22 protein-coding genes are annotated in these 26728 nt (G+C 71.7%); 17 read left to right on the top strand and 5 right to left on the bottom strand.

Features of this window, described 5'->3' with window-relative positions; genetic code table 11:
• Positions 1–25: 25 nt before the first annotated feature.
• The 9 genes from atpA to AB0B41_RS08005 all read left to right on the top strand — a co-directional run bounded on the left by atpA (position 26) and on the right by AB0B41_RS08005 (position 10220).
• Positions 26–1672, top strand: coding sequence for a F0F1 ATP synthase subunit alpha (gene atpA / locus AB0B41_RS08045; RefSeq protein ID WP_358200309.1), 1647 nt, complete (start codon positions 26–28; stop codon positions 1670–1672).
• A 13-nt stretch (positions 1673–1685) separates the two neighbouring features.
• Positions 1686–2699, top strand: coding sequence for a F0F1 ATP synthase subunit gamma (locus tag AB0B41_RS08040; protein ID WP_358200307.1), 1014 nt, complete (start codon positions 1686–1688; stop codon positions 2697–2699).
• Positions 2699–4135 (top strand): F0F1 ATP synthase subunit beta, encoded by a 1437-nt coding sequence (atpD, locus tag AB0B41_RS08035; RefSeq protein ID WP_358200305.1) that lies wholly within the window; start codon positions 2699–2701, stop codon positions 4133–4135. The genes AB0B41_RS08040 and atpD overlap by 1 nt, the downstream gene beginning before the upstream one ends.
• A 4-nt stretch (positions 4136–4139) precedes the next feature.
• Positions 4140–4532 carry a F0F1 ATP synthase subunit epsilon gene (locus AB0B41_RS08030; protein ID WP_358200303.1) on the top strand — a complete coding sequence of 131 codons (393 nt, stop codon included), beginning with the start codon at positions 4140–4142 and terminating at the stop codon, positions 4530–4532.
• Positions 4533–4565: 33 nt separating this feature from the next.
• Entirely contained in the window at positions 4566–5003 is a 438-nt protein-coding gene (locus tag AB0B41_RS08025) for a DUF2550 domain-containing protein (RefSeq protein WP_358200301.1), read from the top strand.
• Between the two features lie 56 nt (positions 5004–5059).
• Positions 5060–5641 (top strand): cob(I)yrinic acid a,c-diamide adenosyltransferase, encoded by a 582-nt coding sequence (locus AB0B41_RS08020; RefSeq protein ID WP_358200299.1) that lies wholly within the window; start codon positions 5060–5062, stop codon positions 5639–5641.
• 26 nt (positions 5642–5667) lie between these two features.
• Positions 5668–6936, top strand: coding sequence for a UDP-N-acetylglucosamine 1-carboxyvinyltransferase (gene murA / locus AB0B41_RS08015; RefSeq protein WP_358200297.1), 1269 nt, complete (start codon positions 5668–5670; stop codon positions 6934–6936).
• 115 nt (positions 6937–7051) lie between these two features.
• Positions 7052–8026 (top strand): DUF1206 domain-containing protein, encoded by a 975-nt coding sequence (locus AB0B41_RS08010; protein ID WP_358200295.1) that lies wholly within the window; start codon positions 7052–7054, stop codon positions 8024–8026.
• A 178-nt stretch (positions 8027–8204) separates the two neighbouring features.
• Complete coding sequence (locus AB0B41_RS08005; protein WP_358200293.1) at positions 8205–10220, top strand: protein meaA; 2016 nt, start codon at positions 8205–8207, stop codon at positions 10218–10220.
• A 617-nt stretch (positions 10221–10837) separates the two neighbouring features.
• Here AB0B41_RS08005 and AB0B41_RS08000 read toward each other — a convergent pair.
• Positions 10838–12118, bottom strand: a complete 1281-nt coding sequence (locus AB0B41_RS08000; RefSeq protein WP_358200290.1) for a hypothetical protein — start codon at positions 12116–12118, stop codon at positions 10838–10840.
• Positions 12119–12392: 274 nt separating this feature from the next.
• Between AB0B41_RS08000 and ehuB the strand changes: the two genes are divergently transcribed.
• Genes ehuB through AB0B41_RS07980 form a run of 4 tightly spaced genes read left to right on the top strand, consistent with a single transcriptional unit; the run spans position 12393 to position 15483 of the window.
• The gene (gene ehuB / locus AB0B41_RS07995; protein WP_358200288.1) at positions 12393–13304 is read left to right on the top strand and encodes an ectoine/hydroxyectoine ABC transporter substrate-binding protein EhuB; all 912 of its coding nucleotides are present in this window, start codon (positions 12393–12395) and stop codon (positions 13302–13304) included.
• A gap of 19 nt (positions 13305–13323) precedes the next feature.
• Entirely contained in the window at positions 13324–14052 is a 729-nt protein-coding gene (ehuC, locus tag AB0B41_RS07990) for an ectoine/hydroxyectoine ABC transporter permease subunit EhuC (RefSeq protein WP_358200286.1), read from the top strand.
• Positions 14052–14708: an ectoine/hydroxyectoine ABC transporter permease subunit EhuD gene (ehuD, locus tag AB0B41_RS07985; RefSeq protein WP_358200283.1), complete on the top strand. Its 657-nt coding sequence runs from the start codon at positions 14052–14054 to the stop codon at positions 14706–14708. The genes ehuC and ehuD overlap by 1 nt, the downstream gene beginning before the upstream one ends.
• 13 nt (positions 14709–14721) lie before the next feature.
• Positions 14722–15483: an amino acid ABC transporter ATP-binding protein gene (locus AB0B41_RS07980; RefSeq protein WP_358200479.1), complete on the top strand. Its 762-nt coding sequence runs from the start codon at positions 14722–14724 to the stop codon at positions 15481–15483.
• Positions 15484–15522: 39 nt separating this feature from the next.
• Here the strand turns inward: AB0B41_RS07980 and AB0B41_RS07975 are convergent, their stop codons facing one another.
• The gene (locus AB0B41_RS07975; RefSeq protein ID WP_358200281.1) at positions 15523–16410 is read right to left on the bottom strand and encodes a transporter substrate-binding domain-containing protein; all 888 of its coding nucleotides are present in this window, start codon (positions 16408–16410) and stop codon (positions 15523–15525) included.
• 21 nt (positions 16411–16431) lie between these two features.
• The gene (locus AB0B41_RS07970; RefSeq protein WP_358200279.1) at positions 16432–17202 is read right to left on the bottom strand and encodes an enoyl-CoA hydratase-related protein; all 771 of its coding nucleotides are present in this window, start codon (positions 17200–17202) and stop codon (positions 16432–16434) included.
• A 52-nt stretch (positions 17203–17254) separates the two neighbouring features.
• Between AB0B41_RS07970 and AB0B41_RS07965 the strand changes: the two genes are divergently transcribed.
• Positions 17255–17971, top strand: a complete 717-nt coding sequence (locus AB0B41_RS07965) for a helix-turn-helix domain-containing protein (RefSeq protein ID WP_358200277.1) — start codon at positions 17255–17257, stop codon at positions 17969–17971.
• 5 nt (positions 17972–17976) lie between these two features.
• A complete protein-coding gene (locus AB0B41_RS07960) occupies positions 17977–19215 on the top strand; it encodes a cytochrome P450 (RefSeq protein ID WP_358200275.1) in 1239 nt (412 codons plus the stop codon).
• 75 nt (positions 19216–19290) lie between these two features.
• Here AB0B41_RS07960 and AB0B41_RS07955 read toward each other — a convergent pair whose 3' ends face one another.
• Both AB0B41_RS07955 and AB0B41_RS07950 read right to left on the bottom strand, forming a co-directional pair.
• The gene (locus AB0B41_RS07955) at positions 19291–19728 is read right to left on the bottom strand and encodes a DUF779 domain-containing protein (protein ID WP_358200273.1); all 438 of its coding nucleotides are present in this window, start codon (positions 19726–19728) and stop codon (positions 19291–19293) included.
• Complete coding sequence (locus AB0B41_RS07950; protein ID WP_358200271.1) at positions 19728–21251, bottom strand: aldehyde dehydrogenase family protein; 1524 nt, start codon at positions 21249–21251, stop codon at positions 19728–19730. Before AB0B41_RS07950 ends, AB0B41_RS07955 begins: the two co-directional genes overlap by 1 nt.
• 192 nt (positions 21252–21443) lie before the next feature.
• On the opposite strand from AB0B41_RS07950, the gene AB0B41_RS07945 reads away from it, so the two are divergent.
• Together AB0B41_RS07945 and AB0B41_RS07940 are read left to right on the top strand one after the other, a co-directional pair.
• A complete protein-coding gene (locus AB0B41_RS07945; RefSeq protein ID WP_358200269.1) occupies positions 21444–22823 on the top strand; it encodes a GAF domain-containing protein in 1380 nt (459 codons plus the stop codon).
• A gap of 326 nt (positions 22824–23149) precedes the next feature.
• Positions 23150–26728: glycosyltransferase (locus tag AB0B41_RS07940; RefSeq protein WP_358200267.1), on the top strand; the 3579-nt coding region annotated here is incomplete at its 3' end.

The raw sequence follows: 26728 nt of genomic DNA, 5'->3' as shown, positions 1-26728 counted from the left end.
CGAAGAGAAGGAACAGACGACAGCCATGACAGAGCTGACGATCTCCCCGGAGGAGATCCGGAGTGCGATCTCCAGCTACGTCTCGTCGCTGGAGACCGGGACCTCCCGCGAAGAGGTGGGCACCGTCTCCGACACCGGTGACGGCATCGCCCACGTCGAGGGCCTGCCCTCGGCGATGACCAACGAGCTCCTCGAGTTCGCGGGGGGCGTGCGGGGTGTCGCGCTGAACCTCGACGCGCGGGAGATCGGCGCCGTGATCCTGGGCGACTACGCCGGGATCGAGGAGGGCCAGCAGGTCAAGCGGACCGGCGAGATCCTCTCGGTGCCGGTCGGCGACAAGTTCCTCGGCCGGGTCATCGACCCGCTGGGCGCCCCGATCGACGGCCTGGGCGACATCGAGGCCGAGGGCCGCCGCGTGCTGGAGCTCCAGGCCGCCTCCGTGATGGAGCGCCAGGAGGTCCGCGAGCCGCTGCAGACCGGCATCAAGGCCATCGACGCGATGACCCCCATCGGCCGCGGCCAGCGTCAGCTGATCATCGGCGACCGCAAGACCGGCAAGACCGCGGTCTGCGTCGACACGATCATCAACCAGCGGCAGAACTGGGAGTCGGGCGACCCCAAGAAGCAGGTCCGCTGCATCTACGTCGCCATCGGCCAGAAGGGTTCCACGATCGCCGGTATCCGGCAGTCGCTGGAGGACGCGGGCGCGCTCGAGTACACGACGATCGTCGCGGCCCCGGCGTCCGACCCGGCCGGCTTCAAGTGGCTCGCCCCGTACACCGGCTCGGCGCTCGGCCAGCACTGGATGTACGCCGGCAACCACGTGCTCATCGTCTTCGACGACCTGTCGAAGCAGGCCGAGGCGTACCGCGCGATCTCGCTGCTGCTGCGCCGCCCGCCGGGCCGCGAGGCCTACCCGGGCGACGTCTTCTACCTGCACTCCCGCCTGCTGGAGCGCTGCGCCAAGCTGTCGAACGACCTCGGCGCGGGCTCGATGACCGGCCTCCCGATCATCGAGACCAAGGCGAACGACGTGTCGGCGTACATCCCGACGAACGTCATCTCCATCACCGACGGCCAGGTCTTCCTCGAGTCGGACCTGTTCAACCAGGGTGTCCGGCCGGCGATCAACGTCGGCATCTCGGTCTCCCGGGTCGGCGGCTCGGCGCAGATCAAGGCGATGCGGTCGGTGTCCGGCTCGCTGCGCCTGGACCTGTCGCAGTACCGCGAGCTGGAGGCCTTCGCCGCCTTCGGTTCGGACCTCGACGCCGCGTCGGCCGCCGCGCTGGGCCGCGGCGAGCGCCTGGTGGAGCTGCTCAAGCAGTCGCAGTACGCCCCGTTCGCGGTCGAGGACGAGGTCGTCTCGATCTGGCTCGGCACCTCCGGCCAGCTCGACACCGTCCCGGTCGGCGACGTCTCGCGCTTCGAGAGCGAATTCCTCGACCACCTGCGGCGCAACCACGAGGGCGTCCTCGCCGAGATCCGGGACACCGGGCTCCTGAAGGACGAGAACGTGGACCGGCTCAAGGGCCTGGTGGACGAGTTCAAGAAGAACTTCACCGCGTCCGACGGCTCCTCCGTGGTCAAGGAGGAGAAGGCCGAGGCCCTCGACGAGGACCAGGTCGACCAGGAGACGGTCAAGGTCAACAAGCCGGCGCCGGCTTCGAGCTGACGGGTAGGGACCGATGGCGGCACAGATCCGTGTGCTGCGGCGGCGGATCAGGTCGACGCAGTCCATCAAGAAGATCACGCGCGCGATGGAGCTCATCGCGACCTCCCGGATCGCGAAGGCCCGGGCGCGCGTCGAGGAGGCCAAGCCGTACGCCGAGCAGATGACGGCCACGCTCACCGAGCTGGCCAGCAACTCGGCGCTCGACCACCCCCTCCTCGTCGAGCGGGAGAACCCGAAGCGTGCCGCGGTCCTCGTCGTGACGAGTGATCGTGGCCAGGCCGGCGGCTACAACGCCAACGTGCTCAAGGAGGCCGAGCAGCTCCAGTCGCTCCTGCGCGACCAGGGCAAGGAGCCGGTGCTCTACGTCGTCGGGCGCAAGGGCGTGAACTACTACCGGTTCCGCCGGCGGCCGATCGAGGCCTCCTGGACCGGGTTCTCGGAGCAGCCGAACTACGAGAACGCCGCCGAGGTGGCGCGGACCCTGGTGAAGGCGTTCATGGCGGGTGCGGACGACACCGAGGACTCCGACGGCGACGACGGGGTCCGCGGCGTCGACGAGCTGCACCTCGTCTACACGCAGTTCCGCAACATGGTGAACCAGGTGCCGCAGGCGCGGCGGATGGCGCCGATGGAGGTCGAGTACGTCGGCGAGGGCGACGGGGTCGACGCCACGACGTCCGAGACCGAGACGGGCGGCGCGACGGGTGTCCGGCCGGGTGAGTCGGGCCCCTCGGCGGGCGACGGCCCGGCGCGGCTCTACGCGTTCGAGCCGAGTGCGGACGTGCTGTTCGACGCGCTCCTGCCGAAGTACGTCGGGGCGCGGTTGTTCGCGGCGATGCTCGAGTCGGCGGCGTCGGAGTCGGCCAACCGGCAGCGGGCCATGAAGGCCGCGACCGACAACGCGAACGAACTCATCCGTACCCTGACGCTGGAGGCCAACCAGGCCCGTCAGGCCCAGATCACCCAGGAGATCAGCGAGATCGTCGGTGGCGCCGACGCTCTCGTCAGCGCAGGAAGTGAGAGCTGATGACCGCCACCGTTGAGAACACGGCCGCCGGCACGACAACGGGCCGCGTCGTCCGGGTCACGGGCCCGGTCGTCGACGTCGAGTTCCCGCGCAACGCCGTCCCGGACCTCTACAACGCCCTCCAGGTGAAGGTGGAGTTCGGCGACCTGGCGAAGACGCTGACCCTGGAGGTCGCCCTGCACCTGGGCGACAACCTGGTCCGCGCGATCTCCATGCAGCCGACGGACGGCCTCGTCCGTGGCCAGGCGGTCGAGGACCTCGGCCGACCCATCTCGGTGCCGGTCGGCGACCAGGTCAAGGGGCACGTGTTCAACGCGCTCGGCGACTGCCTGGACGACGCGGACTTCAAGCCGACCGGTGACCTGTGGAGCATCCACCGCAAGGCGCCGAACTTCGACCAGCTCGAGGGCAAGACCGAGATGCTGGAGACCGGCATCAAGGTCATCGACCTGCTCACCCCGTACGTGCAGGGCGGGAAGATCGGCCTGTTCGGCGGCGCCGGCGTGGGCAAGACGGTGCTCATCCAGGAGATGATCACCCGTGTCGCCAAGAACTTCGGTGGTACGTCGGTGTTCGCCGGTGTCGGCGAGCGCACCCGTGAGGGCAACGACCTCATCACCGAGATGACCGAGTCCGGCGTCATCAACGACACCGCGCTGGTGTTCGGGCAGATGGACGAGCCGCCGGGCACGCGTATGCGCGTCGCCCTGTCGGCGCTGACGATGGCGGAGTACTTCCGCGACGAGCAGGACCAGGACGTGCTGCTCTTCATCGACAACATCTTCCGGTTCACCCAGGCCGGCTCCGAGGTCTCCACGCTGCTGGGCCGCATGCCCTCCGCGGTGGGCTACCAGCCGACCCTGGCGGACGAGATGGGCGAGCTGCAGGAGCGGATCACCTCGACCCGCGGCCGCTCGATCACCTCGATGCAGGCGATCTACGTGCCCGCGGACGACTACACCGACCCCGCGCCGGCCACCACGTTCGCCCACCTGGACGCGACGACGGAGCTCTCCCGCCCCATCTCGCAGAAGGGCATCTACCCGGCGGTGGACCCGCTGACCTCGACCTCGCGGATCCTGGACCCGCAGTACATCGGCGAGGAGCACTTCCGCGTCGCCAACGAGGTCAAGCGGATCCTGCAGAAGTACAACGACCTGCAGGACATCATCGCGATCCTCGGTATCGACGAGCTGTCCGAGGAGGACAAGCAGCTCGTCGGCCGGGCCCGCCGGATCGAGCGCTTCCTGTCGCAGAACCTGCTGGTCGCCGAGCAGTTCACCGGCCAGCCGGGCTCGACGGTCCCCCTCAAGGAGACCATCGAGTCGTTCGACAAGATCGCCAAGGGCGAGTTCGACGACGTGCCCGAGCAGGCCTTCTTCCTCTGCGGTGGTCTCGAGGACCTCGAGAAGAACCGCAAGAAGCTCGAGGGCTGACCGTATGGCTGAGATGACCGTGGAGCTGGTCGCGGTCGAGCGGCGGCTCTGGTCGGGCGAGGCGAGCTTCGTACTCGCCCGCACGACCGAGGGTGAGCTGGGCATCATGCCCGGCCACGAGCCCACGCTCGCGCAGCTCGAGGAGGCGGGCGTCGTCCGGATCGACCCGGTGGACGGCTCGCCGCTCACCGTGGCCGTGCACGGTGGCTTCCTGTCGATCTCGCCGGAGCGCGTGTCGATCCTGGCCGAGTTCGCCGAGCTGGCCGACGAGATCGACGTCAGCCGCGCCCGTGCTGCGCTCGACCGCGCGGACACGTCGGACGAGGAGGGCGCGGCCGCGCGCAAGCGGGCCGAGGTACGGCTGCGGGCGGCCGAGTCCGCCGCGGCCGGGCAGTAGGCCCGGACAGCAGGCGGGAGCGTCGACACAACAGTGGCCGGGACCGTGGCGATCGTCGTCGGGGCCGTGCTGCTGCTCGCGTGCCTGCTGCTGGGCTGGCTCGCCGTACGGCGGGTACGACTCATGCGGGGCGGCGGTGTGGACCTGTGTCTGCGCCGCCGCTTCGCCGTCACGGACTGGCACTTCGGCGTCGGGCGCTACCGGGGGGACGAGTTCGCCTGGTACCGGCTGACGAGCTTCCGGGTGGGCCCGACCGTCGCCATCGACCGCACCGAGGTCGAGATCGTGGACAGGCGGGGCCCGTTGCCCGAGGAGTCCTTCGCCATCCCCTACGCCGCCGCGGTGCTCCGCTGCCGGGACCACGGCGAGGACGTCGAGCTGGCCATGTCCCAGGACGTCCTCACCGGCTTCCTGGCCTGGCTCGAGGCCACGCCGCCGGGCCGCAGCACTGGCTACCGGCAGGCCAGCTGACCGGACCTGCCCTTCGGGCCGGGGCCCGCGCGCGCGGCGCCGGTTAGGCTCGGCCCATGGCCGTGCACCTGACCAGGATCTACACCAAGACCGGCGACGACGGGACCACCGCGCTCGGCGACTTCAGCCGGGTCCCGAAGACGAGTGTCCGGCTCGCGGCCTACGCCGACACGGACGAGTGCAACGCGGCCGTCGGCGTCGCGGTGACCGTCGGGCAGCTCGACGAGCGGCTGCTCGTGCCGCTGCGACAGGTCCAGAACGACCTGTTCGACGTGGGCGCGGACCTCTGTGCGCCGATCGTCCCCGACCCGGAGTACCCGCCCCTGCGGATCGACGAGAAGTACGTCACCCGGCTCGAGGGCTGGTGCGACGAGTTCAACGCGGACCTGCCGAAGCTGGCGTCGTTCATCCTCCCCGGCGGCACGCCCGGCGCGGCGTACCTGCACGTCGCCCGCACGGTCGCGCGGCGGGCGGAGCGCAGCGTCTGGGCGCTCCTGGAGACGGACGCCGAGCGGACCAACCCGCTGACCGCCAAGTACCTCAACCGGCTCTCCGACCTGCTGTTCATCCTCTGCCGCGCCGCGAACCCGGCGGGCGACGTGCTCTGGCAGCCGGGTGGGCCCGAGGGCGGGAGCTGAGCCGGGAGCCGATACCGTCGGGCGTCGTGACGGAGCATTTCGCGGTCCGCGGCGGCGCCCGGTTGTCCGGGACGGTCGACGTCGTCGGGGCCAAGAACAGCGTGCTGAAGCTGATGGCGGCGGCGCTGCTGGCCGAGGGCACGACGACCATCACGAACTGCCCCGAGATCCTCGACGTCCCGCTGATGGCGGACGTGCTGCGCAGCCTCGGCTGCACGGTCGAGGTCGTGGGGGACACGGTCACCATCGACGTGCCGGCCCAGCCGGGCGCCCAGGCGGACTACCGCTCGGTGTCGCGGCTGCGGGCCTCGGTGTGCGTGCTGGGCCCCCTGGTGGCCCGCTGCCGCAAGGCCGTCGTCCCGCTGCCCGGTGGTGACGCCATCGGCTCGCGGCCGCTCGACATGCACGCCAACGGGCTGCGGAAGCTGGGCGCGACCACGGAGATCGAGCACGGCCGTGTCGTCGCGCAGGCGGACGACCTGCACGGCGCGCAGATCTGGCTGGACTTCCCGAGCGTCGGGGCCACCGAGAACATCCTCATGGCGGCCGTGCTGGCCGAGGGGACCACGGTCATCGACAACGCCGCCCGTGAGCCCGAGATCGTGGACCTGTGCGTGATGTTGCAGCAGATGGGCGCCAAGCTCGAGGGCGTCGGCTCGTCGACGCTCACGGTGCACGGCGTCCCCGTCCTGCAGCCCACCACCCACCGCGTGATCGGCGACCGGATCGTCGGCGCCACCTGGGCCTTCGCCGCGGTGATGACCCGCGGCGAGGTCACCGTGCGGGGGGTCGACCCGCACCACCTCGAGCTCGTCCTGGACAAGCTGCGCAGCGCGGGCGCGGAGACCCGCACGGGCGTCGACGAGTTCTCGGTGTCGATGGCCGGGCGGCCCCTGGCCGTCGACTTCGTGACGCTGCCCTACCCGGGCTTCGCCACGGACCTGCAGCCGATGGCGATCGCGCTGTCCGCGGTGGCCGACGGCACGTCCATGATCACCGAGAACGTGTTCGAGGCGCGGTTCCGGTTCGTCGACGAGATGGTGCGGCTGGGTGCCGACGCCCGCACGGACGGCCACCACGCCGTCGTCCGCGGGGTGGAGCAGCTCTCCAGCGCCCCGGTGTGGGCCAGCGACATCCGGGCCGGCGCCGGCCTCGTGCTCGCCGGGCTGTGCGCGGAGGGCGTGACCGAGGTGTGGGACGTCGACCACATCGACCGCGGGTACCCCCGGTTCGTCGAGAACCTGGCGTCGCTGGGCGCCGACATCCGGCGGGTCTCGGCCGACCCCGAGCGGTAGCGGCCGGCGTTCCCTCCGACGGACTAGCCCGGGATGCCGGATCCCACCCGGCGTGCGACAGTCCGCGTCACCTCCGGGTGATACCTCACCCGGACGCATGACCGCGGAGGAACCGATGACCGACGTCAGCCCGGACCGCTCGTCCCGCACCTCGCGCAGGCACGGTGCGGGGCGGAGTCCGGACGGCACGCCGGACCGGGCGTCGGAGCGGCCGGACCAGTCGTCGAGCAGCGGCGTCGGCGAGAAGGTGGGCGAGGTCGCCGGGTCCGTCGGCACCGCCGCCCGCGGGGCGCACCGGCACGCCGCGAAGGCTTCCCACAGCGAACCCGTGCGGAAGGGCGCGCGGGTCGGGATCGCCGCCAACGGCGTGGTGCACCTGCTCATCGCGTGGCTGGCGCTGCAGGTGGCGCTGGGCGGGGGCGGTCAGGCGGACCAGAGCGGCGCGATCACCACACTCGCGCAGCAGCCGTTCGGACGGGTGCTGCTGTGGGTGCTGTTCGTCGGGTTCGTGGCCGTGGTGCTGTGGCGGCTGTCGACCGCGCTGTTCGGCTTCGGCTACGTCGAGGACAAGAAGAAGAAGCTGGTCAAGCGCCTGACCAGCGCCGGCCAGGCCGTCGTCTACGCCGCCCTCGCGGTCCTCACCGTGCGCGCGGCGGTCCAGGGGAACGCGGGTGGCGGCGGGGGCAGCCAGGCCACCGCGGGCGTGCTCGGCCTCCCGGGCGGCCAGGTCATCGTCGGGATAGTGGGTGTCGGCGTGATGATCGGCGGCGGCGTGATGATCTGGCACGGCGCGAAGAAGAAGTTCACCGAGGACCAGGACCTCGCCGGCGTCCATCCGCACGCGCGGAAGGTCGACGAGCGCACCGGCCAGGTCGGCTTCATCGCGAAGGGGATCGCGATCGGCATCCTGGGCGGGCTGATCGTCTCCGCGGCGATCACGTTCGACCCGGCCAAGGCCAACGGGCTCGACAGCGCGCTCAAGACCCTCGCCGACCAGCCCTTCGGCGTCGTGCTGCTCGGTCTCGTGGCGCTCGGGATCGCGGCCTACGGCATCTTCTGTTTCTTCGACGCCAAGTACCACCGGGTCTGACGGCGTACCACCGGGTCTGACGGCCCGGCCGATCGGACGGTGTGACCGGCCGGGTGCGTACTTTTCCGCGCAAGTCGCGTACTTTTCCACCCAGACAGGTGTGACGACGTCCGTTCGTCGGGGGTGGCAGAGGCTACCGGCCAGTACGATCCGGGGGTCTTCGACGTGGAGGTGTCCGGTGCCGTACCCGACCGATCGAGAGCGCGACCGCCCCTGGGTGATCCGGACCTATGCCGGTCACTCGTCGGCGGAGAAGTCCAACGCGCTCTACCGGCGCAATCTCGCCAAGGGGCAGACGGGGCTGTCCGTCGCGTTCGACCTGCCGACGCAGACCGGCTACGACCCGGACGACGAGCTCGCCAAGGGTGAGGTCGGCAAGGTCGGCGTGCCGGTCAGTCACATCGGCGACATGCGCACGCTCTTCGACGGCATCCCGGTCGCCGAGGCCAACACCTCGATGACCATCAACGCCCCGGCGATGTGGCTGCTCGCGCTCTACGTCGCCGTCGCCGAGGAGCAGGCCGAGGCCTCCGGGCTCGACCACGCCGAGGTGCGCGCCAAGCTGGCCGGCACGACGCAGAACGACATCGTCAAGGAGTACCTGTCCCGCGGGACGTACGTGTTCCCGCCGGCGCCGAGCCTGCGGCTGATCACGGACATGGTGGCCTGGTCGGTCACCGAGATCCCGAAGTGGAACCCGATCAACATCTGCAGCTACCACCTGCAGGAGGCGGGCGCCACGCCGGCGCAGGAGCTGGCCTACTCGCTCTCCACCGCCATCGCGGTGCTGGACTCGGTGCGCGACTCGGGGCAGGTGCCGCAGGAGCGGTTCGGCGACGTCGTCGGGCGGATCTCGTTCTTCGTCAACGCCGGGCTACGGTTCGTCGAGGAGATGTGCAAGATGCGCGCCCTCGGCCGGCTGTGGGACACGATCACCCGCGAGCGCTACGGCGTCGAGAACCCGAAGCAGCGGCGGCTGCGCTACGGCGTGCAGGTCAACTCGCTGGGGCTCACCGAGGCCCAGCCGGAGAACAACGTCCAGCGGATCGTGCTGGAGATGCTCGCGGTCACGCTGTCCCGGGACGCGCGCGCCCGGGCGATCCAGCTGCCCGCGTGGAACGAGGCGCTCGGCCTCCCGCGGCCGTGGGACCAGCAGTGGGCGCTGCGCATGCAGCAGGTGCTCGCGTTCGAGACGGACCTGCTCGAGTACGAGGACATCTTCGACGGCTCGCACGTCATCGAGGCCAAGGTGGCCGAGCTGGTCGACGCCGCGCAGGCGGAGATCGACCGGGTGCAGGAGATGGGCGGCGCGGTCGCGGCCGTCGAGAACGGGTACATGAAGGGCGAGCTGGTCACCTCGCTCGCCGAGCGCCGGCGCCGCATCGAGTCCGGCGAGGACGTGGTGGTCGGCGTCAACAAGTTCGACACCACGGAGCCCAGCCCGCTGCAGGGCGAGGGCGGGGCGATCGAGACCGTCGACCCGGCCACCGAGGCCGCCGCGATCGCCGCGATCGAGGAGTGGCGGGCATCGCGGGACCAGGCCGCGGTGTCCGAGGCGCTGACGAGGCTCCAGGACGCGGCCAAGACGGACGAGAACCTCATGCAGGTCTCGATCGACTGCGCCAAGGCGGGCGTGACGACCGGCGAGTGGGCCGGGGCGCTGCGCGAGGTGTTCGGGGAGTTCCGGGCGCCGACCGGGGTGTCGGCGGCCGTCGCTTCGGGGGAGGCGGCCGTGGAGATCGCAGAGGTGCGCGAGCGGGTCCGGGCGACCGGCGACGAGCTGGGCTCGCGGCTGCGCATGCTGGTGGGCAAGCCGGGGCTCGACGGGCACTCCAACGGCGCCGAGCAGGTCGCCGTCCGTGCCCGGGACGTCGGCTTCGAGGTCGTCTACCAGGGCATCCGCCTCACCCCGGCCCAGATCGTCGCGGCCGCGGTGCAGGAGGGCGTGCACGTCGTGGGGCTGTCGGTGCTGTCCGGCTCGCACCTCGAGGTCGTGCCCGCGGTCGTCGAGGGCCTGCGGGCCCAGGGCGCGGACGACGTCCCGGTCATCGTCGGCGGCATCATCCCGGCCGAGGACGCCGCGGCCCTTCGCGAGAAGGGGGTGGCGGCGATCTTCACGCCGAAGGACTACCAGCTCACCGAGATGATGGACGAGATCGTCACCCTCGTCCGCCGGGAGCACGGTCTGGACTGAGCCCGCGATCCGGGCGGGGTCGTCGGAGCGTGATCCACGGTGGGGAAGCGGAACGTTCGACGTCCGCCCCGGATGTGGATCACGGTGCGCCGGGCGACATCGGCCCGTTCATGATCACGATCTGGGCGGTGTCGCCCCCGCTGACCGAGACCCTGCTCGCCAGGACCGTGATCACTGCGGATGATCCATGACCGGGCAGCGGAACGTTCGGCTTCCGGCCGTTCCGCTGCCGAGGTGTGGATCTTGGCGGGTCGCTGACCCGCCCTCGGACGTCGGCGAGGTGTGGAGGGCGCGAGCGGGTGTGCGGGCGGGGAGCTGCGTCGGCTGCGGAGTCGGGTGAGCTGATCGCCTCCGGCGCTTCGCACACCCGGTCGCGCCGGCCACAGCCCGTCGACTGTGCAGCGAACCCAGCGGGTGTGGGAATTGGTCACCGGGGGTGTGTCGCGCTGGTCGGGGTGCGCCGCGCTCACCAGCATGTGGGTGCCGTCGGGTGTGCCGCGCTCACCGACGTGTGCCGGGGCGCCACCGGGTGTGCGGGGATGCCGTGCTCGACCGCACGTTCGGGCTTTTGAGGGCGTCTCGCCGGCTCGTGGGTGTGGCGGTGGGTGCGGCCGCGCTCAGGGCTCCTCGCGCTCCTCGCCCCGGCGGCGGAAGAAGCTGAAGCCGGGGATGCCGTTGATGGCCTGCCGGACGCCCTTGAGCTCCTCGAGCAGCTCGTGGACGTCCGGGCCGACCCGGTCGAGCGTGGCGAGGATCGGCATGATGTCGGTCTCGAGGTGCTCGGTGAGCGCCGGGAGCTGGTCGACCATGCGGATCGCGGCGTGCAGCTCCTCCTCGGAGAACTCGTCGACGAACTTCGTCGCCAGCGGCGCGGCCCGCTCCGCGATGGGGCGGTAGGTCGCCAGGAGGGCGCCCGCCTGCTCGCTGAGGCCGGAGGCGTCGCCGACCAGCTTGTCGGCGCGCTCGGCGACCGCGGTGGCCCGCTCGATCACCCCGGAGGCGTCGTCGGCGACCGAGCCCGCGTTGGTGACGATGGTCCGGGCGTCGTCCGCCACCGAGCCCGCGGAGGCGGCGAGGCGTTCGGCGTCGGCCGCCACGGCCCCGACCCGCGTGATCAGTTCCTCGGCCGATCCGGCGGTCTCGGTCACCCGCGTGATCAGTTCCTCGGCGGACTCGGCGGTGCCGGCGACGCGGCCGATGAGCGACTCGGCGGACTCGGCGGTGGCGGAGACCCGGGTGATCAGGCCCTCGGCCGACTCGGCCGTTCCGGAGACCCGCGTGATCAGCTCCTCGGCGGACTCGGCGGTGCCGGCGACGCGGCCGATGAGCGACTCGCCGGACTCGGCGGTGGCGGAGACCCGGGTGATCAAACCCTCGGCCGACTCGGCCGTTCCGGAGACCCGTGTGATCAGCTCGTCCGCGCTGCCCGCCGTGCTGGTGACCTGCGCGATCAGCTCGTCGGCCGTACCCGCGGTCCCGCGGACTCCCGCGACGAGCCCCTCGGCCTCCTCCGCGACCACCCCGACGCGGGCGACGAGCGCCTCGGCGTCGGACGCGGTGGTGGTGACCCGGGTGATCAGGGCCGTCGCCTCGGTCACGACACGGTCCACGCGCCCCACGAGACCCTCCGCCGTCCCGGCGACGAGCTCGACCCGGCCGATCAGGCCGTCGGCCCGGTCCGCGACGCCCTCGACGCGGTCGAGCAGGCCCTCGACCCGGCCCGCGATGCCGTTGACCCGGGCGAGCAGGGTGGAGACCTCGTCGAGCAGCCCGACGGTCCGCTCCGGCATCCCGGCCGCGACGCCGACCGCCTCGCCGGTCCACCCGGCGAAGGCCCGCGCCCCGTCGAGCAGGTCCGCGGGACCCGGGACGGGCAGGCCGGCGATGCGAAGTGCCATGCGGCGATCCTCCCGTATTCGCGCCGCCCCGGCCGGGTCACCCGCGTCCGGCGGGCCGCGGCGATCACTCTCCGGCACCGCCGCCGCCCCCGGTCGGTGCGGTACGTCGCCGTTCGTCACAGTCGCGTAACGACCGTGGGTAACCGCCGCCAGCCTTTGACCAGTCATGATCGACCACCTACGTTCGATCTCCGTTGCCGGTCTTCGGCGCAGGGGGTGTGCCCGGTCCGGCCAGCTCGAGACGACGTCGTCGACAGCCGAAGGGGTGCCTGCCATGTCCGGATCCGCCTGGACCCGCCGTGATTTCTTCCGCCGCAGCGCGATCGCGGGGGCCGTCGCCATCGGGGGGCCGGCGCTGCTGTCGGCCTGCACCCAGACCAGCACCGGTGGTTCCGGGGCCGGTGGCACGCTCGACCGCGCGAAGTCCGCCGGCACGATCAAGGTGGGTATCGCCAACGAGGCGCCCTACGGCTTCACCGACAGCACCGGGAAGGTGACCGGCGAGTCGGTCGAGGTGGGCCGCGCGGTGCTGAGGAGCCTGGGGATCAACGACATCCAGGCGACCACCGTGGACTTCGGCTCGCTCATCCCCGCGCTCAACGCCAACCAGTTCGACATGGTCACCGCGGGCATGTTCATCAACCCCCAGCGCTGCCAGAACGCGGCGTTCTCCACCCCGGACTACACCGCGCCGACGGCCTTCCTCGTGCCGACCGGCAACCCGGACGGCGTGGCCACCTTCGAGGACATCAAGAACAAGAACCTCCGGCTCGCGGTCCTCAGTGGTGCCGTCGAGCAGGGGTACGCGCAGAAGAGCGGCGTGCCGGACAGCCAGATCCAGGTGTTCGACTCGCAGAACACGCTCCTGCAGGCCGTGACCACGGACCGGGCCGACGCGGCGGCGCTGACGAACATCTCGCTCAACGACGTCGTCGCCAAGAACCCCGGCTCGAACGTCGAGGTGACCAAGGGCTTCTTCCCGACGATCGACGGGGCCCAGACGGTCTCCGCCGGCGCCTTCGTGTTCCGCAAGGCCGACACCGACCTCCTCAACGCCTTCAACACGGAGCTGACGAAGCTGCACCAGAGCGGACAGTGGCTGCAGATCGTGACGCCGTTCGGGTTCACCGAGGACAATCTGCCGGGCGCGGACGTCACGACCGAGAAGCTCTGCGCGGCGGCCTGAGCGTCCGGCTCGGTCCACGGTGGAGAACCTCCCGCAGATCGTCGGCGTCCTGTCCGACGGCATCCCCGAGACCGTCATCGCGACGCTCGGGGGCGTGCTGCTGACGATCGTCCTGTCGGTCGGCGCGGGCCTGCTGCTGCTCTCGTCGTCGCGCACCGTGCGCGGCGTGACCCGGGTGTACGTGGAGGGCTTCCGCGGCACGTCCGAGGTGGTCCAGCTGTTCTGGATCTACTTCGTGCTCCCCGTGCTGGTGGGCTTCCAGCTGGTGCCCCTCTTCGCCGGCATCGTGGTGCTGGGGCTCAACCACGGCGCGTACGGCGCCGAGATCGTGCGCGGCGCCGTCCGGTCGGTGCCGCGGGCCCAGTACGAGGGCGCGATCGCGCTGAGCCTCTCCCCGGCGCAGCGGATGCGGCGCGTGATCCTCCCGCAGGCGTTCGTGGAGATGCTGCCGCCCTTCAACAACCTGTTCATCCAGCTGCTGAAGTCCTCGGCGATCCTCGCCCTGATCACCGTGCCCGAGGTGACCCGGCAGGCCCGGGAGGTGCTGATCCCGAACTTCGGCGCGGACATCCTGCTGATCTTCGGCGTCACCTTCGTGATCTACCTGGTGCTTGCCGCGCTGATCACGCTGCTGATGCGGTTCCTGGAGCGGGTGGCCTCGGCGCGGCTGGGCCGCAGGCCCTCCCGGGCGGCGCGGGCGGCGGCGCGGGCGGCCGGGCCGACCGGGACCGAGGGGGTCGCGGTCTGATGCCGCTCTGGGACTGGAACTACGCGTTCGAGATCCTGCCGGACCTGCTGTGGGCGCTGGTCACGACGATCGAGATCACGCTGCTCGGCTCGGTGGTCGCGCTCCTGCTCGGGCTGGTGTTCGCGGTGCTGCGGCGCCTGCACATCCCGGTGCTGGACCAGGTGCTGTGGGCCTTCATCGAGGTCGTGCGCTCGACGCCGCTGCTGGTCCAGGTGTTCTTCCTGTTCTTCGTGCTGCCCCAGTTCGGGGTCACGCTGAGCGCGTTCGTGGTCGGCGTCGTGGGGCTCGGGGTGCACTACGCGACCTACACGTCCGAGGTGTACCGGGCGGGCATCGACGCGATCCCTAAGGGGCAGTGGGAGGCGTGCACCGCGCTGTCCCTGCCCCGCCTGCGGATCTGGACCGGGGTCATCCTGCCCCAGGCGGTCCCGCGCGTGCTGCCGGCGCTGGGCAACTACGTGATCTCGATGTTCAAGGAGGTCCCGCTGCTGCTGGCGATCGGCGTGGTCGAGGTCGTCAACGAGGCACGGGAGCTCGGCTCGCTCACCTTCCGCTACACCGAGCCCTACACGATCGCCGGCCTGCTCTTCCTGCTGCTGAGCTACCCGGCGTCCATACTGGTCCGACGACTGGAGCGCCGCCGTGTCACCGCCTGACACCACCGAGCCGATGATCGTGTTCGACGGCGTGGAGAAGCGCTTCGGGTCGAACGTCGTGCTCAAGGACCTCCACTTCACGGTGGCGCCGGGGGAGCACGTCACCCTGATCGGCCCCTCCGGCTCGGGCAAGACGACGATCCTGCGCCTGCTCATGACCCTCGAGCAGTGCAACGAGGGCACGATCTCGGTCGGCGGGCGCTACCTGTCCCACGAGCTGCGCAGCGGCAAGCTCGGCCCGCCGCGGGAGAAGTACCTGCGCGAAGTCCGCAAGCACATCGGGATGGTCTTCCAGCAGTTCAACCTGTTCCCGAACATGACCGTGCGGGGCAACCTGATCGAGGGCCCGACGCGGGTGCTGGGCCTGTCGAAGGACGAGGCGAACGGCCGGGCCGAGGAGCTGCTGGACCTCGTCGGGCTCAAGGAGAAGATCGACGCCCATCCGACCCAGCTCTCCGGCGGGCAGCAGCAGCGGGTCGCGATCGCCCGGGCGCTGGCGATGCGGCCGGACGTGCTGCTGCTCGACGAGGTGACCTCTGCGCTGGACCCCGAGCTCGTGGCGGGGGTGCTGAAGCTGTTGCAGGACATCGGCGACACCACCGACATCACCATCCTCTGCGTGACCCACGAGATGGGCTTCGCGCGGGACTTCTCGCACCGGGTGATGATGTTCGACGGCGGCCGGGTGCTCGAGGACGCGCCGCCGGCCAAGCTCTTCACCGACCCGGACCACCAGCGCACCCGGGACTTCCTGCAGGCTGTCCTGAACCACTGACCCGTGCGCGGCAACTGCCCCTAGAGGGGAAGTTGCCACTCACAACCCGGGCTGACCTGCGCAGATCGACTCGGTGGTGAGGTCGGCGGGCGGGACGTTCTCGGCGGCGAAGCCGAAGGGCCGCACGAGGTCCAGCCAGCGGCCGGAGGCGTGCAGCTCGGCGAGGCCGGCGTCGAAGGCGGTGCGCAGATCGGTGTCGGCGGGGCGGAAGGCGAAGGCGCCCACCGGGAACACTCGCCGGCCGTCCGCGTCGACCCGCGCGGCGACGCCCGGGGTCACCTGCAGCGGCGTACCCGGGTTGCGGGCCAGCTCGTCGAGCAGGGAGATGCGGGTGAGGGCGGCGGCGGGGACCTCACCGTTGGCGACGGCGCGGAACAGCGTGCTCTGCCCGTCGTAGGTGCGGACCGCCTCCGGCGGCACGCCCGCCGCGAGCGCGAACTCCTGCTCCGCCGACCCGGTCAGCACGCCGACGGTGATGCCCGCGCGCCGCACGCCGTCGAACGTGCGGATCCCGTTCGGGTTGCCCGCGGGGACGAGGAAGGCCAACGGCGCCAGGAAGTCCGGCCGCGAGAAGGCGACGCGCGCGCACCGCGTCGGGGTGATCGTGGTGCCCGCGGCGACGATATCGAACTGTTCGTCGAGCAGGCCGTCGAGCAGTCGGCCGAAGGGGACCTGGATCGCCTCGATCCCGCCGACGCCGAGTCCGGCGAGGACGGCCCGGGCGACCTCGGGCGCCTCGCCGGTGACCGTGCCGTCCGTGGCCGAGTAGCCGTACGGGCGCTCGCCGGCGATCCCGATGCGGGCCACGCCGTCGCCCTGCATGCGCTCGAGCGCCGAGCCCGCGCGCGACCCGCACCCCGCCAGCGCGGCGGCGCCCCCGAGCGCGGCCGCCCCGGCGAGGAGCGATCGTCGGGAGACCAGGTGCATCGCGCCGAAGACTAGTCGTTGCTAGTCGGGCCAGACCGGGTGGCGCTTCTCGAGGAAGGAAGCCATGCCCTCCTTGGCCCCCGCGGACTGCGACATCGCCGCCATGACCTCGACGGCGATGGCGTAGGCGTCGGCCTCCGGGCGGTCGAGCTGCGCGTAGAGCGTCTGCTTGCCGACCTCCTTGCCGAACCGGCTGCCGCGGGTCGCGCGGGCGAGCAGCTCGTCCGTCTTCGCGTCGAGCTCGGCGTCGGGCACGACGTAGTTGACGAGGCCCCAGTCGGCGGCGGTGCGGGCGTCGATCGGGTCCCCGGTCAGGGCCAGCTCCATCAGCCGCTTGCGGCCGACGTTGCGCGCCACGGGGACCGCCGGGGTGTGGCAGAACCAGCCGCCCTTGCCACCGGGCAGCGCGAAGGCGGCGGACTCGCCCGCGACGGCCAGGTCGCAGGTGGCGACGAGCTGGCAGCCGGCCGCCGTCGCGATGGCCTGGACCTTCGCGACCACGACCTGCGGAACCGCCTGGATGGTCTGCATCACCTCGGTGCACAGGGTGAGCAGCTCGCGGACGCCCTTGAGGTCCCGCGCGGCGACGTCGGCGAAATCGTGCCCCGCCGAGAACGCCTTGCCCTCGGCGCCGAGCACGATGCCGGTGGCGTCGCTGCTGCCGGCGGTCTCGAAGGCGTCGAGCAGCTCGCGGAGGTGGTCCTCGGAGAGGGCGTTGCGCCGTTCCGGCCGGTTCATCGTGATGCGGACGGTCTCCCCGTCCTCCTTGACCAGGAGGTGCTCGTAACCCATGCGTCCACGGTAGTGGCTGGACGGCCGGGTGGAACGGGTCTACCGTGACCGCATGACCGGATCGGCAATTCCAGTCACCGGGTCACCGGGAGCGGGGTCACGCGAGGACCGGCTCCTCGACGCGGCCGCCGATCTGCTGGTCCGGTGGGGCTACCAGCGCGTGACGATCGACGAGGTCGCGCGCCGGGCGGGGATCGGCAAGGGCACCGTCTACCTGCACTTCCGCACTAAGGAGGCGCTGTTCCTCGCCGTCCTGATGCGCAGCCACCGCACGGTGACCGCGGGGATGGCGGACCGGATGGAGGCCGATCCCGCCGAGGCGCTGCCGGCGCGGGCCGTCCGGTCGATCTACCGCGAGCTGCTCGACGACCCGGTGACCCGGCCGCTCTACCTCGGCGACCCGGAGGTGCTGGGCCGGCTCGCGCACGAGGCGGCCGAGGCGCTGGGCGGCCTCACGGCCCGGCGCACCGAGGTGGGCCGGCGCTGGTTCTCGCTGCTGCGCGAGGCGGGCCGGATGCCCACCGACCTGCCGATCGACGCGCAGATGCATCTGTTCTCCGCCGTCACCACCGGCTTCTTCTTCCTCGACGGCATGCCGTCCGCGCCGGGTCCCACCGACCCGGACGCGCGTGCCGACCTGCTCGAACACGCCCTGCGGAGCGCCCTGGAGATCCCGGGTGCACCGCTGACGCGCGAGTGCGCGGCGGAGTGCGCGGCACTCTTCCGCTCGCTGCTCGACGACCTGCCCACCCCGAGCGGAACCAGGTGACCACCATGGCCGTGCTCGACGCGCCCGCCCTCACCGACCCGGAGCTCCTCGCCGACCCCTGGAACGCCTTCGGCCGCCTGCGCGAGCAGGCGCCCGTGCTGCGCAGCCGGTTCGGGCTGGGCGGGGACGAGGCGCCGCTCTGGCTCGTGACCCGCTACGCCGACGTGCGCGCGGTGCTCAGCGACCCGCGGTTCGTCAACGACCCGGCGAACGCCCCCGAGGGCCGGGACACGCGCAAGGAGCTGATGGCCGCCATCGGGATCACGCCCGAGCTCGCGGACTACATGACCCGCAGCGTGCTCGACGCGGACGGCGCCGACCACACCCGGCTGCGCAAGCTCGTCTCCCGGGCGTTCACCGTCCGTCGCGTCGCCGACCTGCGGCCGCGCGTCGAGGAGATCGCCGCGGGGCTGCTCGCGGAGCTGGCCGTCGCGGAGCAGCCGGTCGATCTCGTCGAGGCCTACGCCTACCCGTTGCCGATCACGGTGATCTGCGAGCTCGTCGGGATCCCGGAGGCGGACCGTCCGAACTGGCACGTCTGGGGCCGGGAGATGGTCTCGACCGATCCCGCACGCGTCCCGGCCGCCCTGCAGGCCACCGTGGACCACATCCGCGACCTGATCGGCCGTCGCCGGGCCGAGCCGGCCGACGACCTGCTGAGCGCGATGATCCGCGCCCAGGAGGAGGACGGCGACCGGCTGTCGGAGTTCGAGCTGGTCACGATGGTCCTCGCACTGGTCTTCGCCGGGCACGAGACGACCGCGCACCTGATCGCGAATTCGGTGGCCGCGCTGCTGAGCCGGCCCGACCAGCTGGCACGCCTGCAGGCCGAGCCGGAGCTGTGGCCGACCGCCGTCAACGAGCTGATGCGGATCTGGGGACCCGTCAGCCAGGTCCGCGTGCGGTACGCGACCGAGGCGGTCGAGATCGGCGGGGTCGAGATCCCGGCCGGCGCCGCCGTCCAGCCGATCCTGCTGTCCGCCAACGGCGACCCGCGGGAGTTCGACGACCCCGAGGCGTTCGACGTCGGGCGGCGGACCGAGCGGGGGGAGGGGCACGTCGGGTTCGGCCACGGCGCGCACTACTGCCTGGGCGCCGCGCTGGCCCGGCAGGAGGGGGAGGTGGCGCTGCGGGCGCTGTTCACCCGCTTCCCGTCCCTCGAGCTCGCCGTGCCGCCCGAGGAGCTGGTGTGGCAGCCGGTCCCCGGCTCCCGTCGCCTCGCCGCCCTCCCCGTCCGCCTCTAGAGCCACCCCGGGGGGAACCGGCGAGCGGCGCTCTCGCTCACTAGGTCTGAGCGAGAGCGCCGTTCGTCCACACCGCTAGAGCTCGTCCTTCAGCCGTTCCCACTCCTCGTCGGTGAACAGCCGCGAGCGGATCAGGAACCGGACGCCCTCCGGTGCCTCGACCGAGAACCCGCTGCCGCGGCCCTTCACCACGTCGACGGTGAGGTGGGTGTGCTTCCAGTACTCGTACTGCGACGCCGACATGTGGAACCCGATCGGCTTCTCGAGGCCGGGGACGGTCAGGTCGCCCAGGTGGACGTCCTGCCCCCCTAACTTGAAGTCGCCGTCGGGGTAGCACATCGGCGCACTGCCGTCGCAGCACCCGCCGGACTGGTGGAACATCAGCGGACCGTGGATGTCGGTCAGCTTGACCAGCAGCTCCGCCGCCGCCGGCGTCAGCGCCACTCGCTCGGTACCCGTACCCGGGACCTCTGCCACCGGGGCCTCGGCTCGGTCGACCGCGGAGTCGCCCATCAGAAGAAGCCCTGGGCGTTCTGCGAGTAGCTGACCAGCATGTTCTTGGTCTGCTGGTAGTGGTCGAGCATCATCTTGTGGTTCTCGCGACCGATGCCGGACTGCTTGTAGCCGCCGAAGGCCGCGTGCGCCGGGTAGGCGTGGTAGTTGTTCACCCACACGCGGCCGGCCTGGATGTCGCGACCCGCGCGGTACGCGGTGTTGCCGTCGCGGGACCAGACCGCCGCGCCCAGGCCGTACAGTGTGTCGTTGGCGATCTTCATGGCGTCGTCGTAGTCGCTGAAGCGCGCGACCGAGACGACCGGGCCGAAGATCTCCTCCTGGAAGATCCGCATCGAGTTGTTGCCCTCGAACACGGTCGGCTGGATGTAGTACCCGCCGGAGAGCTCGCCGCCGAGGTCGGCCTTCTCCCCACCGGTGAGGACCTTCGCGCCCTCCTGGCGACCGATGTCGATGTAGCTCAGGATCTTCTCGAACTGGTCGTTCGAGGCCTGGGCACCGATCATCGTGTCGGTGTCGAGCGGGTGCCCCTGCTTGATCTGCTCGGTCCGCTTGACCGCCTGCTGCAGGAAGTCGTCGTAGATGCCGCCCTGGATCAGCGCGCGGGACGGGCAGGTGCAGACCTCGCCCTGGTTGAGGGCGAACATCGCGAAGCCCTCGAGGGCCTTGTCGTAGAAGGCGTCGTTGGCGGCGGCGACGTCGTCGAAGAAGACGTTCGGGCTCTTGCCGCCGAGCTCCAGGGTGACCGGGATCAGGTTCTCCGACGCGTACTGCATGATCAGCCGGCCGGTGGTGGTCTCACCGGTGAAGGCGATCTTGCGGATGCGGTTCGACGAGGCCAGCGGCTTGCCCGCCTCGACACCGAAGCCGTTCACGACGTTGACGACGCCCGCGGGCAGCAGGTCGGCGACCGTCTCCAGCAGCACGTGGATCGACGCCGGGGTCTGCTCGGCCGGCTTGAGGACGACCGCGTTGCCGGCGGCCAGGGCCGGCGCGAGCTTCCAGATCGCCATCAGGATCGGGAAGTTCCACGGGATGATCTGCCCGACGACGCCCAGCGGCTCGTGGAAATGGTAGGCGATCGTGTTCTCGTCGATCTCCGAGATGCCGCCCTCCTGGGCGCGCACCGCGCCGGCGAAGTAGCGGAGGTGGTCGATCGCGAGCGGGATGTCGGCGGCCAGGGTCTCGCGGCAGGCCTTGCCGTTCTCCCACGACTCGGCGATGGCGATCTTCTCGAGGTTCGCCTCGATGCGGTCGGCCATCTTGTTGAGGATGTTCGCGCGCTCGGCGACGGAGGTCTTCCCCCACGCCGGGGCGGCGGCGTGCGCCGCGTCCAGGGCCTTCTCGACGTCCTCCGCCGTGCCGCGGGCGACCTCGGTGAACGTCTGGCCGGTGATCGGCGTCGGGTTCTCGAAATACTGACCCTTCGCAGGGGCCACGTACTCGCCGCCGATGAAATGGTCGTAGCGAGGCTTGAAGCTGACGACGCTGTCCGGCTGCCCGGGGTTGGCGTACTTGGCCATGTCCGTCCTTCCACAACATTGGGTCCAGCTCGTGATGGCGGACACTAGGAAGGTGGGGGTTGCAGCCGCGTTGCACGCAGATGCGGACCCCTCCGTTCGGACAGTCCGAACGGGCGGAGACAGCTTTGGGTTGCCTGTCCTCGCAGGTGAGAGGACGATCGTGCGGGACGACGACGTCGGCGGAGGGCTGACATGAGCGAGCAGGTCCGTGATCTGGTGTCCGATTCGTGGCGCCGCTCGCACGCGGCCCGGGTCGACCCCGACCACGGGCTGCCGCCGCACGTCTTCGAGCACCGCGAGGTCGCCGACGTCCGGGCCGGCCACCCGCTGGCCGAGGTGCTGCCGCTGCTGCGGGACACCCTGCTGCAGATCGCCGACGAGGCGATGCACATGATGATCGTCACGGACGCGCAGGGGCACATCCTGTGGCGCGAGGGGCACCAGGACGTGCTGCGCCGCGCCGAGGGCGTCGGGCTCGTCGAGGGCACCCGATGGAGCGAGGACGCCATCGGCACCAACGCGATGGGCACCGCGCTCGCCGAGAACCGGGCGTTGCGGATCCACTCGTCGGAGCACCACGTCCGCGCCTACCACCCGTGGACCTGTGCCGCGGCCCCCATCCACGAGCCCGACTCGGGCGAGATGGTCGGCGTCGTCGACATCACCGGGCCCGCCCGCACGTTCCATCCGACCACGCTCGCGCTGGTCAGCGCGGCGGCGAAGCTGGCGGAGAAGCACCTCGAGACGCGGATCGCGGTACGGGACGAGCGGCTGCTCACCCGGAACCTGCCGCACCTGATCGGGCTCCGGGACGAGCCCGGCGCGCTGCTCAGCCCGCGCGGGCGCGTCCTGGTCGCCCAGCCGGACGGCTGGCTCGCCGAGCGGGTCGACCTCGGCATGGACCCCGCCGACGGCATGCGGGTGGCGCTGGGCGCCCGCGGCGAGGGCGTCCTGGAGCAGTTGACGGAGGGGTACCTGCTGCGCCTGCACCGCCCCGGCGCCCGTCGCCGCCCCTCGCTCGCGCTGCGCTTCCTCGGGGCGGAGCGGCCCGTCGCGCGCCTCGACGGCCGGGCCGTCCGGCTCTCGTCCCGGCACGCCGAGCTGCTCACCCTGCTGGCGCTGCACCCGGAGGGACTCACCGCGGACCGGCTCACCACCGCTCTCTACGGCGACGCGGGCAAGGCCGTGACCGTCCGGGCCGAGATGCACCGGCTCCGGGTCCAGCTCGACGCCGGGATCGTCCGCACCCAGCCCTACCGCCTGCAGGCCGCCGTCGACGCCGACTTCCTCGCCCTCCGCGAGGCCCTGCGCCTCGGCCGGGCCCGGGAGGCCGCCGACCTGCACCGGGGCGAGCTCCTGCCCGCCTCCGACGCCCCCGCCGTCCGCGAGGAACGGGACGCCCTCGCCGTCGCCGTCCGGTCCCTGGTGCTGCGCAGCGGAGACGCCGAGGCGGTGTGGTCCTACGCCCGCACCGAGGACGGGAAGTCGGACGAGGAGGTGCGGGAGCGGCTGGGGGTGCTGCTCCCGGCGGGCGACCCGCGCCGGACCCTGCCGGGCCTCGACCCGCACTGAGTCCCGGTGGGTCTCGGCGGGTCTCGGCGGGTCTCGGCGGGTCTCAGCGGGTCTCGGTGTGCGACGGCGCTCGGACGGGTGTGCGGGGTCGTTCTCAGGGCGGCAGGACGACGTTCCCCACCCTTGCACGCTCGGTGTCTGTTATGTCGTTTTCATCCCGCCTGTCCCCGCAGGTCGGAGCAGCAGGACGCACCCGTCCGGCCCAGTGACGACGGGATTCAGGTCACGGCGTGTAACAGGACCCCGCGGGCGGTCGAAAGCCGAGTGACAGGCCGTTGCCCGGACCCCGCCGGCGCGGCGCTCCCCCCTGTCGGGAAAGGTTCGCCGTGCCCCGCCCTCGCGCGACGGTCCGGCCCGCGCCGTCGTGGCTGCTGGTCGGTTCGCTCCTCGCCGCCTTCCTCGTCGTGCTCGTCGTCTGCGGGCTGACCGCCGGCAAGATCGGCAACGACGCGACCGGCGCCCACGACGAGGGCTCGTCCGAGCAGGTGCCCGACGAGATCCTCTCGGGCGGCCCGATCATCGACGGCCAGCACGAGCCCGTGCGCTCGACGAGCATCCCGAAGGGCACCGTCGTCCTCACCTTCGACGACGGGCCCGATCCCACGTGGACGCCGCAGGTGCTCTCGATCCTGCGCAAGCACAACGTGCCCGGCAGCTTCTTCGTGGTCGGCTCGATGGCCAGCCGCTACCCGGAGCTGATCCGCGACATCCACGAGCAGGGCTCCGAGCTGGGTGTCCACTCCTTCTCGCACCCCGACCTCGGCACGTCGGCGAGCTGGCGGGTGGAGCGCGAGATGGCCGAGACCCAGCTCGTGATCCAGGGCGCCACCGGCGAGTCGACCTACCTCATGCGGCCGCCGTACTCCTCCAGCGCCGCGGCGCTCGACGACATCGGCTACCAGACGGTCAAGCAGGTCGGGGCCATGGGCTACCTGACCGTGCTGACCGACGTCGACGGCGAGGACTGGAAGCGGCCCGGCGTCGACGAGATCGTCCGCAACGCCACGCCGAAGGACGGCACCGGCGGCACGATCCTGCTGCACGACTCCGGCGGTGACCGCACCCAGACCATCGCGGCGCTCGACAAGCTGATCCCCCAGCTGCAGGCGGCCGGCTACACGTTCAAGACCGTCGAGCAGGCGATGAACCTGCCGCCCGCCCCGGCGGCGAGCACCACGGACGTCCTGCTCGGGAAGCTCCTGCTCGGCGTCATCGGCGCGGCCTGGTGGGTCTCCGACGCCGCCCGCTGGCTCCTGGCCGGGGTCGCGACCCTGGTCGTCCTGCGGCTGATCCTGATGGTCGTGGCCGCGCGGCGGCACGACAAACGGCGGCGCGACCCGGACTGGGCCTGGGGGCCGACGTACACGCAGCCCGTCTCGGTGATCGTCCCGGCCTACAACGAGTCGAAGAACATCGAGGCGACCGTGCGGTCGATCCTCGCGAACGACCATCCGCTCGAGGTGATCGTCGTCGACGACGGGTCGTCGGACGGCACGGCCGAGCTCGTCGAGTCGCTCAACCTGCCCCGGGTCCGGGTGATCCGGCAGCTCAACGCCGGCAAACCGGCCGCGCTCAACACCGGCACGGCGAACGCGCGGTACGAGGTCGTCGTGATGATGGACGGGGACACGGTCTTCGAGCCGGACACCGTGCGGCACCTCGCGCAGCCCTTCGCCGACCCGCGGGTGGGCGCGGTCGCGGGCAACGTGAAGGTCGCCAACACCGACACGCTGATCGGCCGGCTGCAGCACGTCGAGTACGTGGTCGGGTTCGGCATCGACCGCCGGGTGCAGGACACGACGTCGTCGATCACCACGATCCCGGGCGCCGCCGGGGCCTTCCGCAAGGAGGCGCTGCGTGAGGTCGGCGGGCTGTCCGACGACACCCTCGCCGAGGACACCGACCTCACCATCGCCCTGGGCCGGGCCGGCTGGAAGGTCGTGTTCGAGGACCGCGCGCTGGCCTGGACCGAGGCGCCCGCGACCGCCGGCCAGCTCTGGCGGCAGCGGTACCGGTGGAGCTACGGGACCATGCAGGCGATCTGGAAGCACCGGCGGGCGGTGCGTGAGCCCGGGTCGTTCGGCTGGCTGGGCCTGGCCCACGTGATGCTGTTCCAGATCATGCTGCCGCTGTCCGCGCCGCTGGTCGACATCTTCCTGCTCTACGGCCTGCTGTTCGAGGACCCCGCGACCACCATCCTGCTCTGGAGCCTGATGATGGGGTTGCAGGTCGCGGGCGGCATCTACGCCTTCCACGTCGACGGCGAGCCCAAGGGCGCGCTGTGGGTGCTCCCGGTGCAGCAGTTCGTCTACCGGCAGCTGATGTACGTGGTGCTCGTGCAGTCCGCGGTGAGCGCCATCAGCGGCGTCCGGGTGCGCTGGCAGAAGCTCAAGCGCACGGGCGCGGTCGACGCGCTGCTCTCCCCGCAGGCCTCGCCCGCCCCGGTCCCGCCCGCGGGTGCGGCCGGGCGGCACCCGTCGTTCCCCAGCATGCCGGCCGTGCCCGCCCCGACCGCCGTCGCGGCCGTCCCGGAGCCCCGGTCCGCCGGGCCCGACGACCCCGGGTCACCGCTCCCCGCCCCCGTCGCGCGACCGCGGGGCCGGGAGCGGTGGCTCGACACGCTGCGCGGGCTCGCGCTGGTCCGCGTGGTCGTCTACCACGCGCTCGGGCTCGGCTGGCTGTCGATCGTCTTCCCGTCGATGGGCGTGATGTTCGCGCTGGGCGGGTCGCTGATGGTGCAGTCGATGCGGAAGACCCCGGCGATCGACGTCATCGGGCAGCGGATCCGGCGCCTCCTGCCGCCGCTGTGGCTGATGGCCGTGATCTTCGTGCCGATCATGGTGTGGCAGGGCTGGGCCGCCGAGGGGGCCGACGCCGAGAGCCCCGGCAACGGCATCCCGTGGAGCGACCTCGTCTGGTGGGTCTTCCCGATCATGGACCCGCCCGGCAGCGAGTGGGGCTTCGACACCGTCGAGGTGCTCTGGTACCTGCGCGCCTACCTGTGGTTCGTGCTGCTCACGCCGGTGATGCTCAAGGCCTTCCGGAAGAGCCCGGTGATCAGCGTGCTGGTCCCGCTGGCCCTGGTGATCGTCGACGGCCTGCTCGGGTCGCCGCTGTCCGACGCCAGCGGGCTCGGCGCCGGCCTGCTCGACTTCGTGACCTTCGGTGCCTGCTGGATGCTCGGCTTCGCGCACCGCGAGGGCATGATCCGCAGGCTCCCGTTGCCGGCCCTGCTCGGCCTGGCCGCGGCCGGCATCGCGGCGGGCATGTTCTGGGCGGTCGGGCACCCGTCGCCGGAGGCGGGGCTGGACCTCAACGAGATCCCGATGGCGCAGGCCCTGGTCTCGGCCGGGTTCGTGCTGCTGGTGCTGCGGATCAACCCGGCGCTGGGCTGGGTCGACAAGGTGCCCGGGCTCGGCCGGCTGATCGCCGTCGTCAACGCGCGGGCCATCACGATCTACCTGCTGAACAACCCGGCGATCGACGTTGCCGCCTGGGCCAACGACCGGCTCGGCCTCCCCGACTCGAGCGGCTGGCTCGTGCTCAGCTCCGTGGTGGTCATCGTGATCGGGGTGGCCTGCTTCGGCTGGGTCGAGGACCTCGCCGCTCGCCGGCCGCTGCAGATCCTGCCGGGCGGGAAGCGCGCCGCGGCGGCCCGCGGGAAGAAGGACGACGACGCCGTCCGTCAGGGCCCCGTCCTGCGGCCCCGGACGCTCGCCGAGGCCACCGCCCGGCGCATCGCCGAGATGCCGGCGACCGAGGTGCTGCCGGTGGTGCCGCGCCAGGGCGCCCCGGCGGCCGCGCGAGAGGGCGCTGCGGCGGCCGCGCGAGAGGGCGGTGCGCCGGTGCCGCGAGAGGGCGCTGCGCCGGTGCGGACCGGGGCGCGGGTCACCGGCCGAGCGGCC

It is taken from the genome of Pseudonocardia sp. NPDC049154 (genome assembly GCF_040648315.1).
GTDB lineage: Bacteria > Actinomycetota > Actinomycetes > Mycobacteriales > Pseudonocardiaceae > Pseudonocardia.
The sequence above is the reverse complement of the archived record's forward strand: the minus strand, read 5'-3'. Positions and strand labels throughout refer to the sequence as shown.

What these genes read in the sequence shown, in the direction of transcription:
- AB0B41_RS07945 (WP_358200269.1), top strand. Translation starts at nt 21,444, where the DNA reads ATGAGCGAGCAGGTCCGTGATCTGGTGTCCGATTCGTGGCGCCGCTCG.
- atpA (WP_358200309.1), top strand. Translation starts at nt 26, where the DNA reads ATGACAGAGCTGACGATCTCCCCGGAGGAGATCCGGAGTGCGATCTCC.
- AB0B41_RS08030 (WP_358200303.1), top strand. Translation starts at nt 4,140, where the DNA reads ATGGCTGAGATGACCGTGGAGCTGGTCGCGGTCGAGCGGCGGCTCTGG.
- AB0B41_RS07955 (WP_358200273.1), bottom strand. Translation starts at nt 19,728, where the DNA reads ATGGGCGACTCCGCGGTCGACCGAGCCGAGGCCCCGGTGGCAGAGGTC.
- AB0B41_RS08000 (WP_358200290.1), bottom strand. Translation starts at nt 12,118, where the DNA reads ATGGCACTTCGCATCGCCGGCCTGCCCGTCCCGGGTCCCGCGGACCTG.
- AB0B41_RS07980 (WP_358200479.1), top strand. Translation starts at nt 14,722, where the DNA reads ATGATCGTGTTCGACGGCGTGGAGAAGCGCTTCGGGTCGAACGTCGTG.
- ehuB (WP_358200288.1), top strand. Translation starts at nt 12,393, where the DNA reads ATGTCCGGATCCGCCTGGACCCGCCGTGATTTCTTCCGCCGCAGCGCG.
- AB0B41_RS07970 (WP_358200279.1), bottom strand. Translation starts at nt 17,202, where the DNA reads ATGGGTTACGAGCACCTCCTGGTCAAGGAGGACGGGGAGACCGTCCGC.
- AB0B41_RS07960 (WP_358200275.1), top strand. Translation starts at nt 17,977, where the DNA reads ATGGCCGTGCTCGACGCGCCCGCCCTCACCGACCCGGAGCTCCTCGCC.
- AB0B41_RS08020 (WP_358200299.1), top strand. Translation starts at nt 5,060, where the DNA reads ATGGCCGTGCACCTGACCAGGATCTACACCAAGACCGGCGACGACGGG.
- AB0B41_RS07975 (WP_358200281.1), bottom strand. Translation starts at nt 16,410, where the DNA reads ATGCACCTGGTCTCCCGACGATCGCTCCTCGCCGGGGCGGCCGCGCTC.
- AB0B41_RS08010 (WP_358200295.1), top strand. Translation starts at nt 7,052, where the DNA reads ATGACCGACGTCAGCCCGGACCGCTCGTCCCGCACCTCGCGCAGGCAC.
- atpD (WP_358200305.1), top strand. Translation starts at nt 2,699, where the DNA reads ATGACCGCCACCGTTGAGAACACGGCCGCCGGCACGACAACGGGCCGC.
- ehuD (WP_358200283.1), top strand. Translation starts at nt 14,052, where the DNA reads ATGCCGCTCTGGGACTGGAACTACGCGTTCGAGATCCTGCCGGACCTG.
- AB0B41_RS08040 (WP_358200307.1), top strand. Translation starts at nt 1,686, where the DNA reads ATGGCGGCACAGATCCGTGTGCTGCGGCGGCGGATCAGGTCGACGCAG.
- AB0B41_RS07965 (WP_358200277.1), top strand. Translation starts at nt 17,255, where the DNA reads ATGACCGGATCGGCAATTCCAGTCACCGGGTCACCGGGAGCGGGGTCA.
- AB0B41_RS07950 (WP_358200271.1), bottom strand. Translation starts at nt 21,251, where the DNA reads ATGGCCAAGTACGCCAACCCCGGGCAGCCGGACAGCGTCGTCAGCTTC.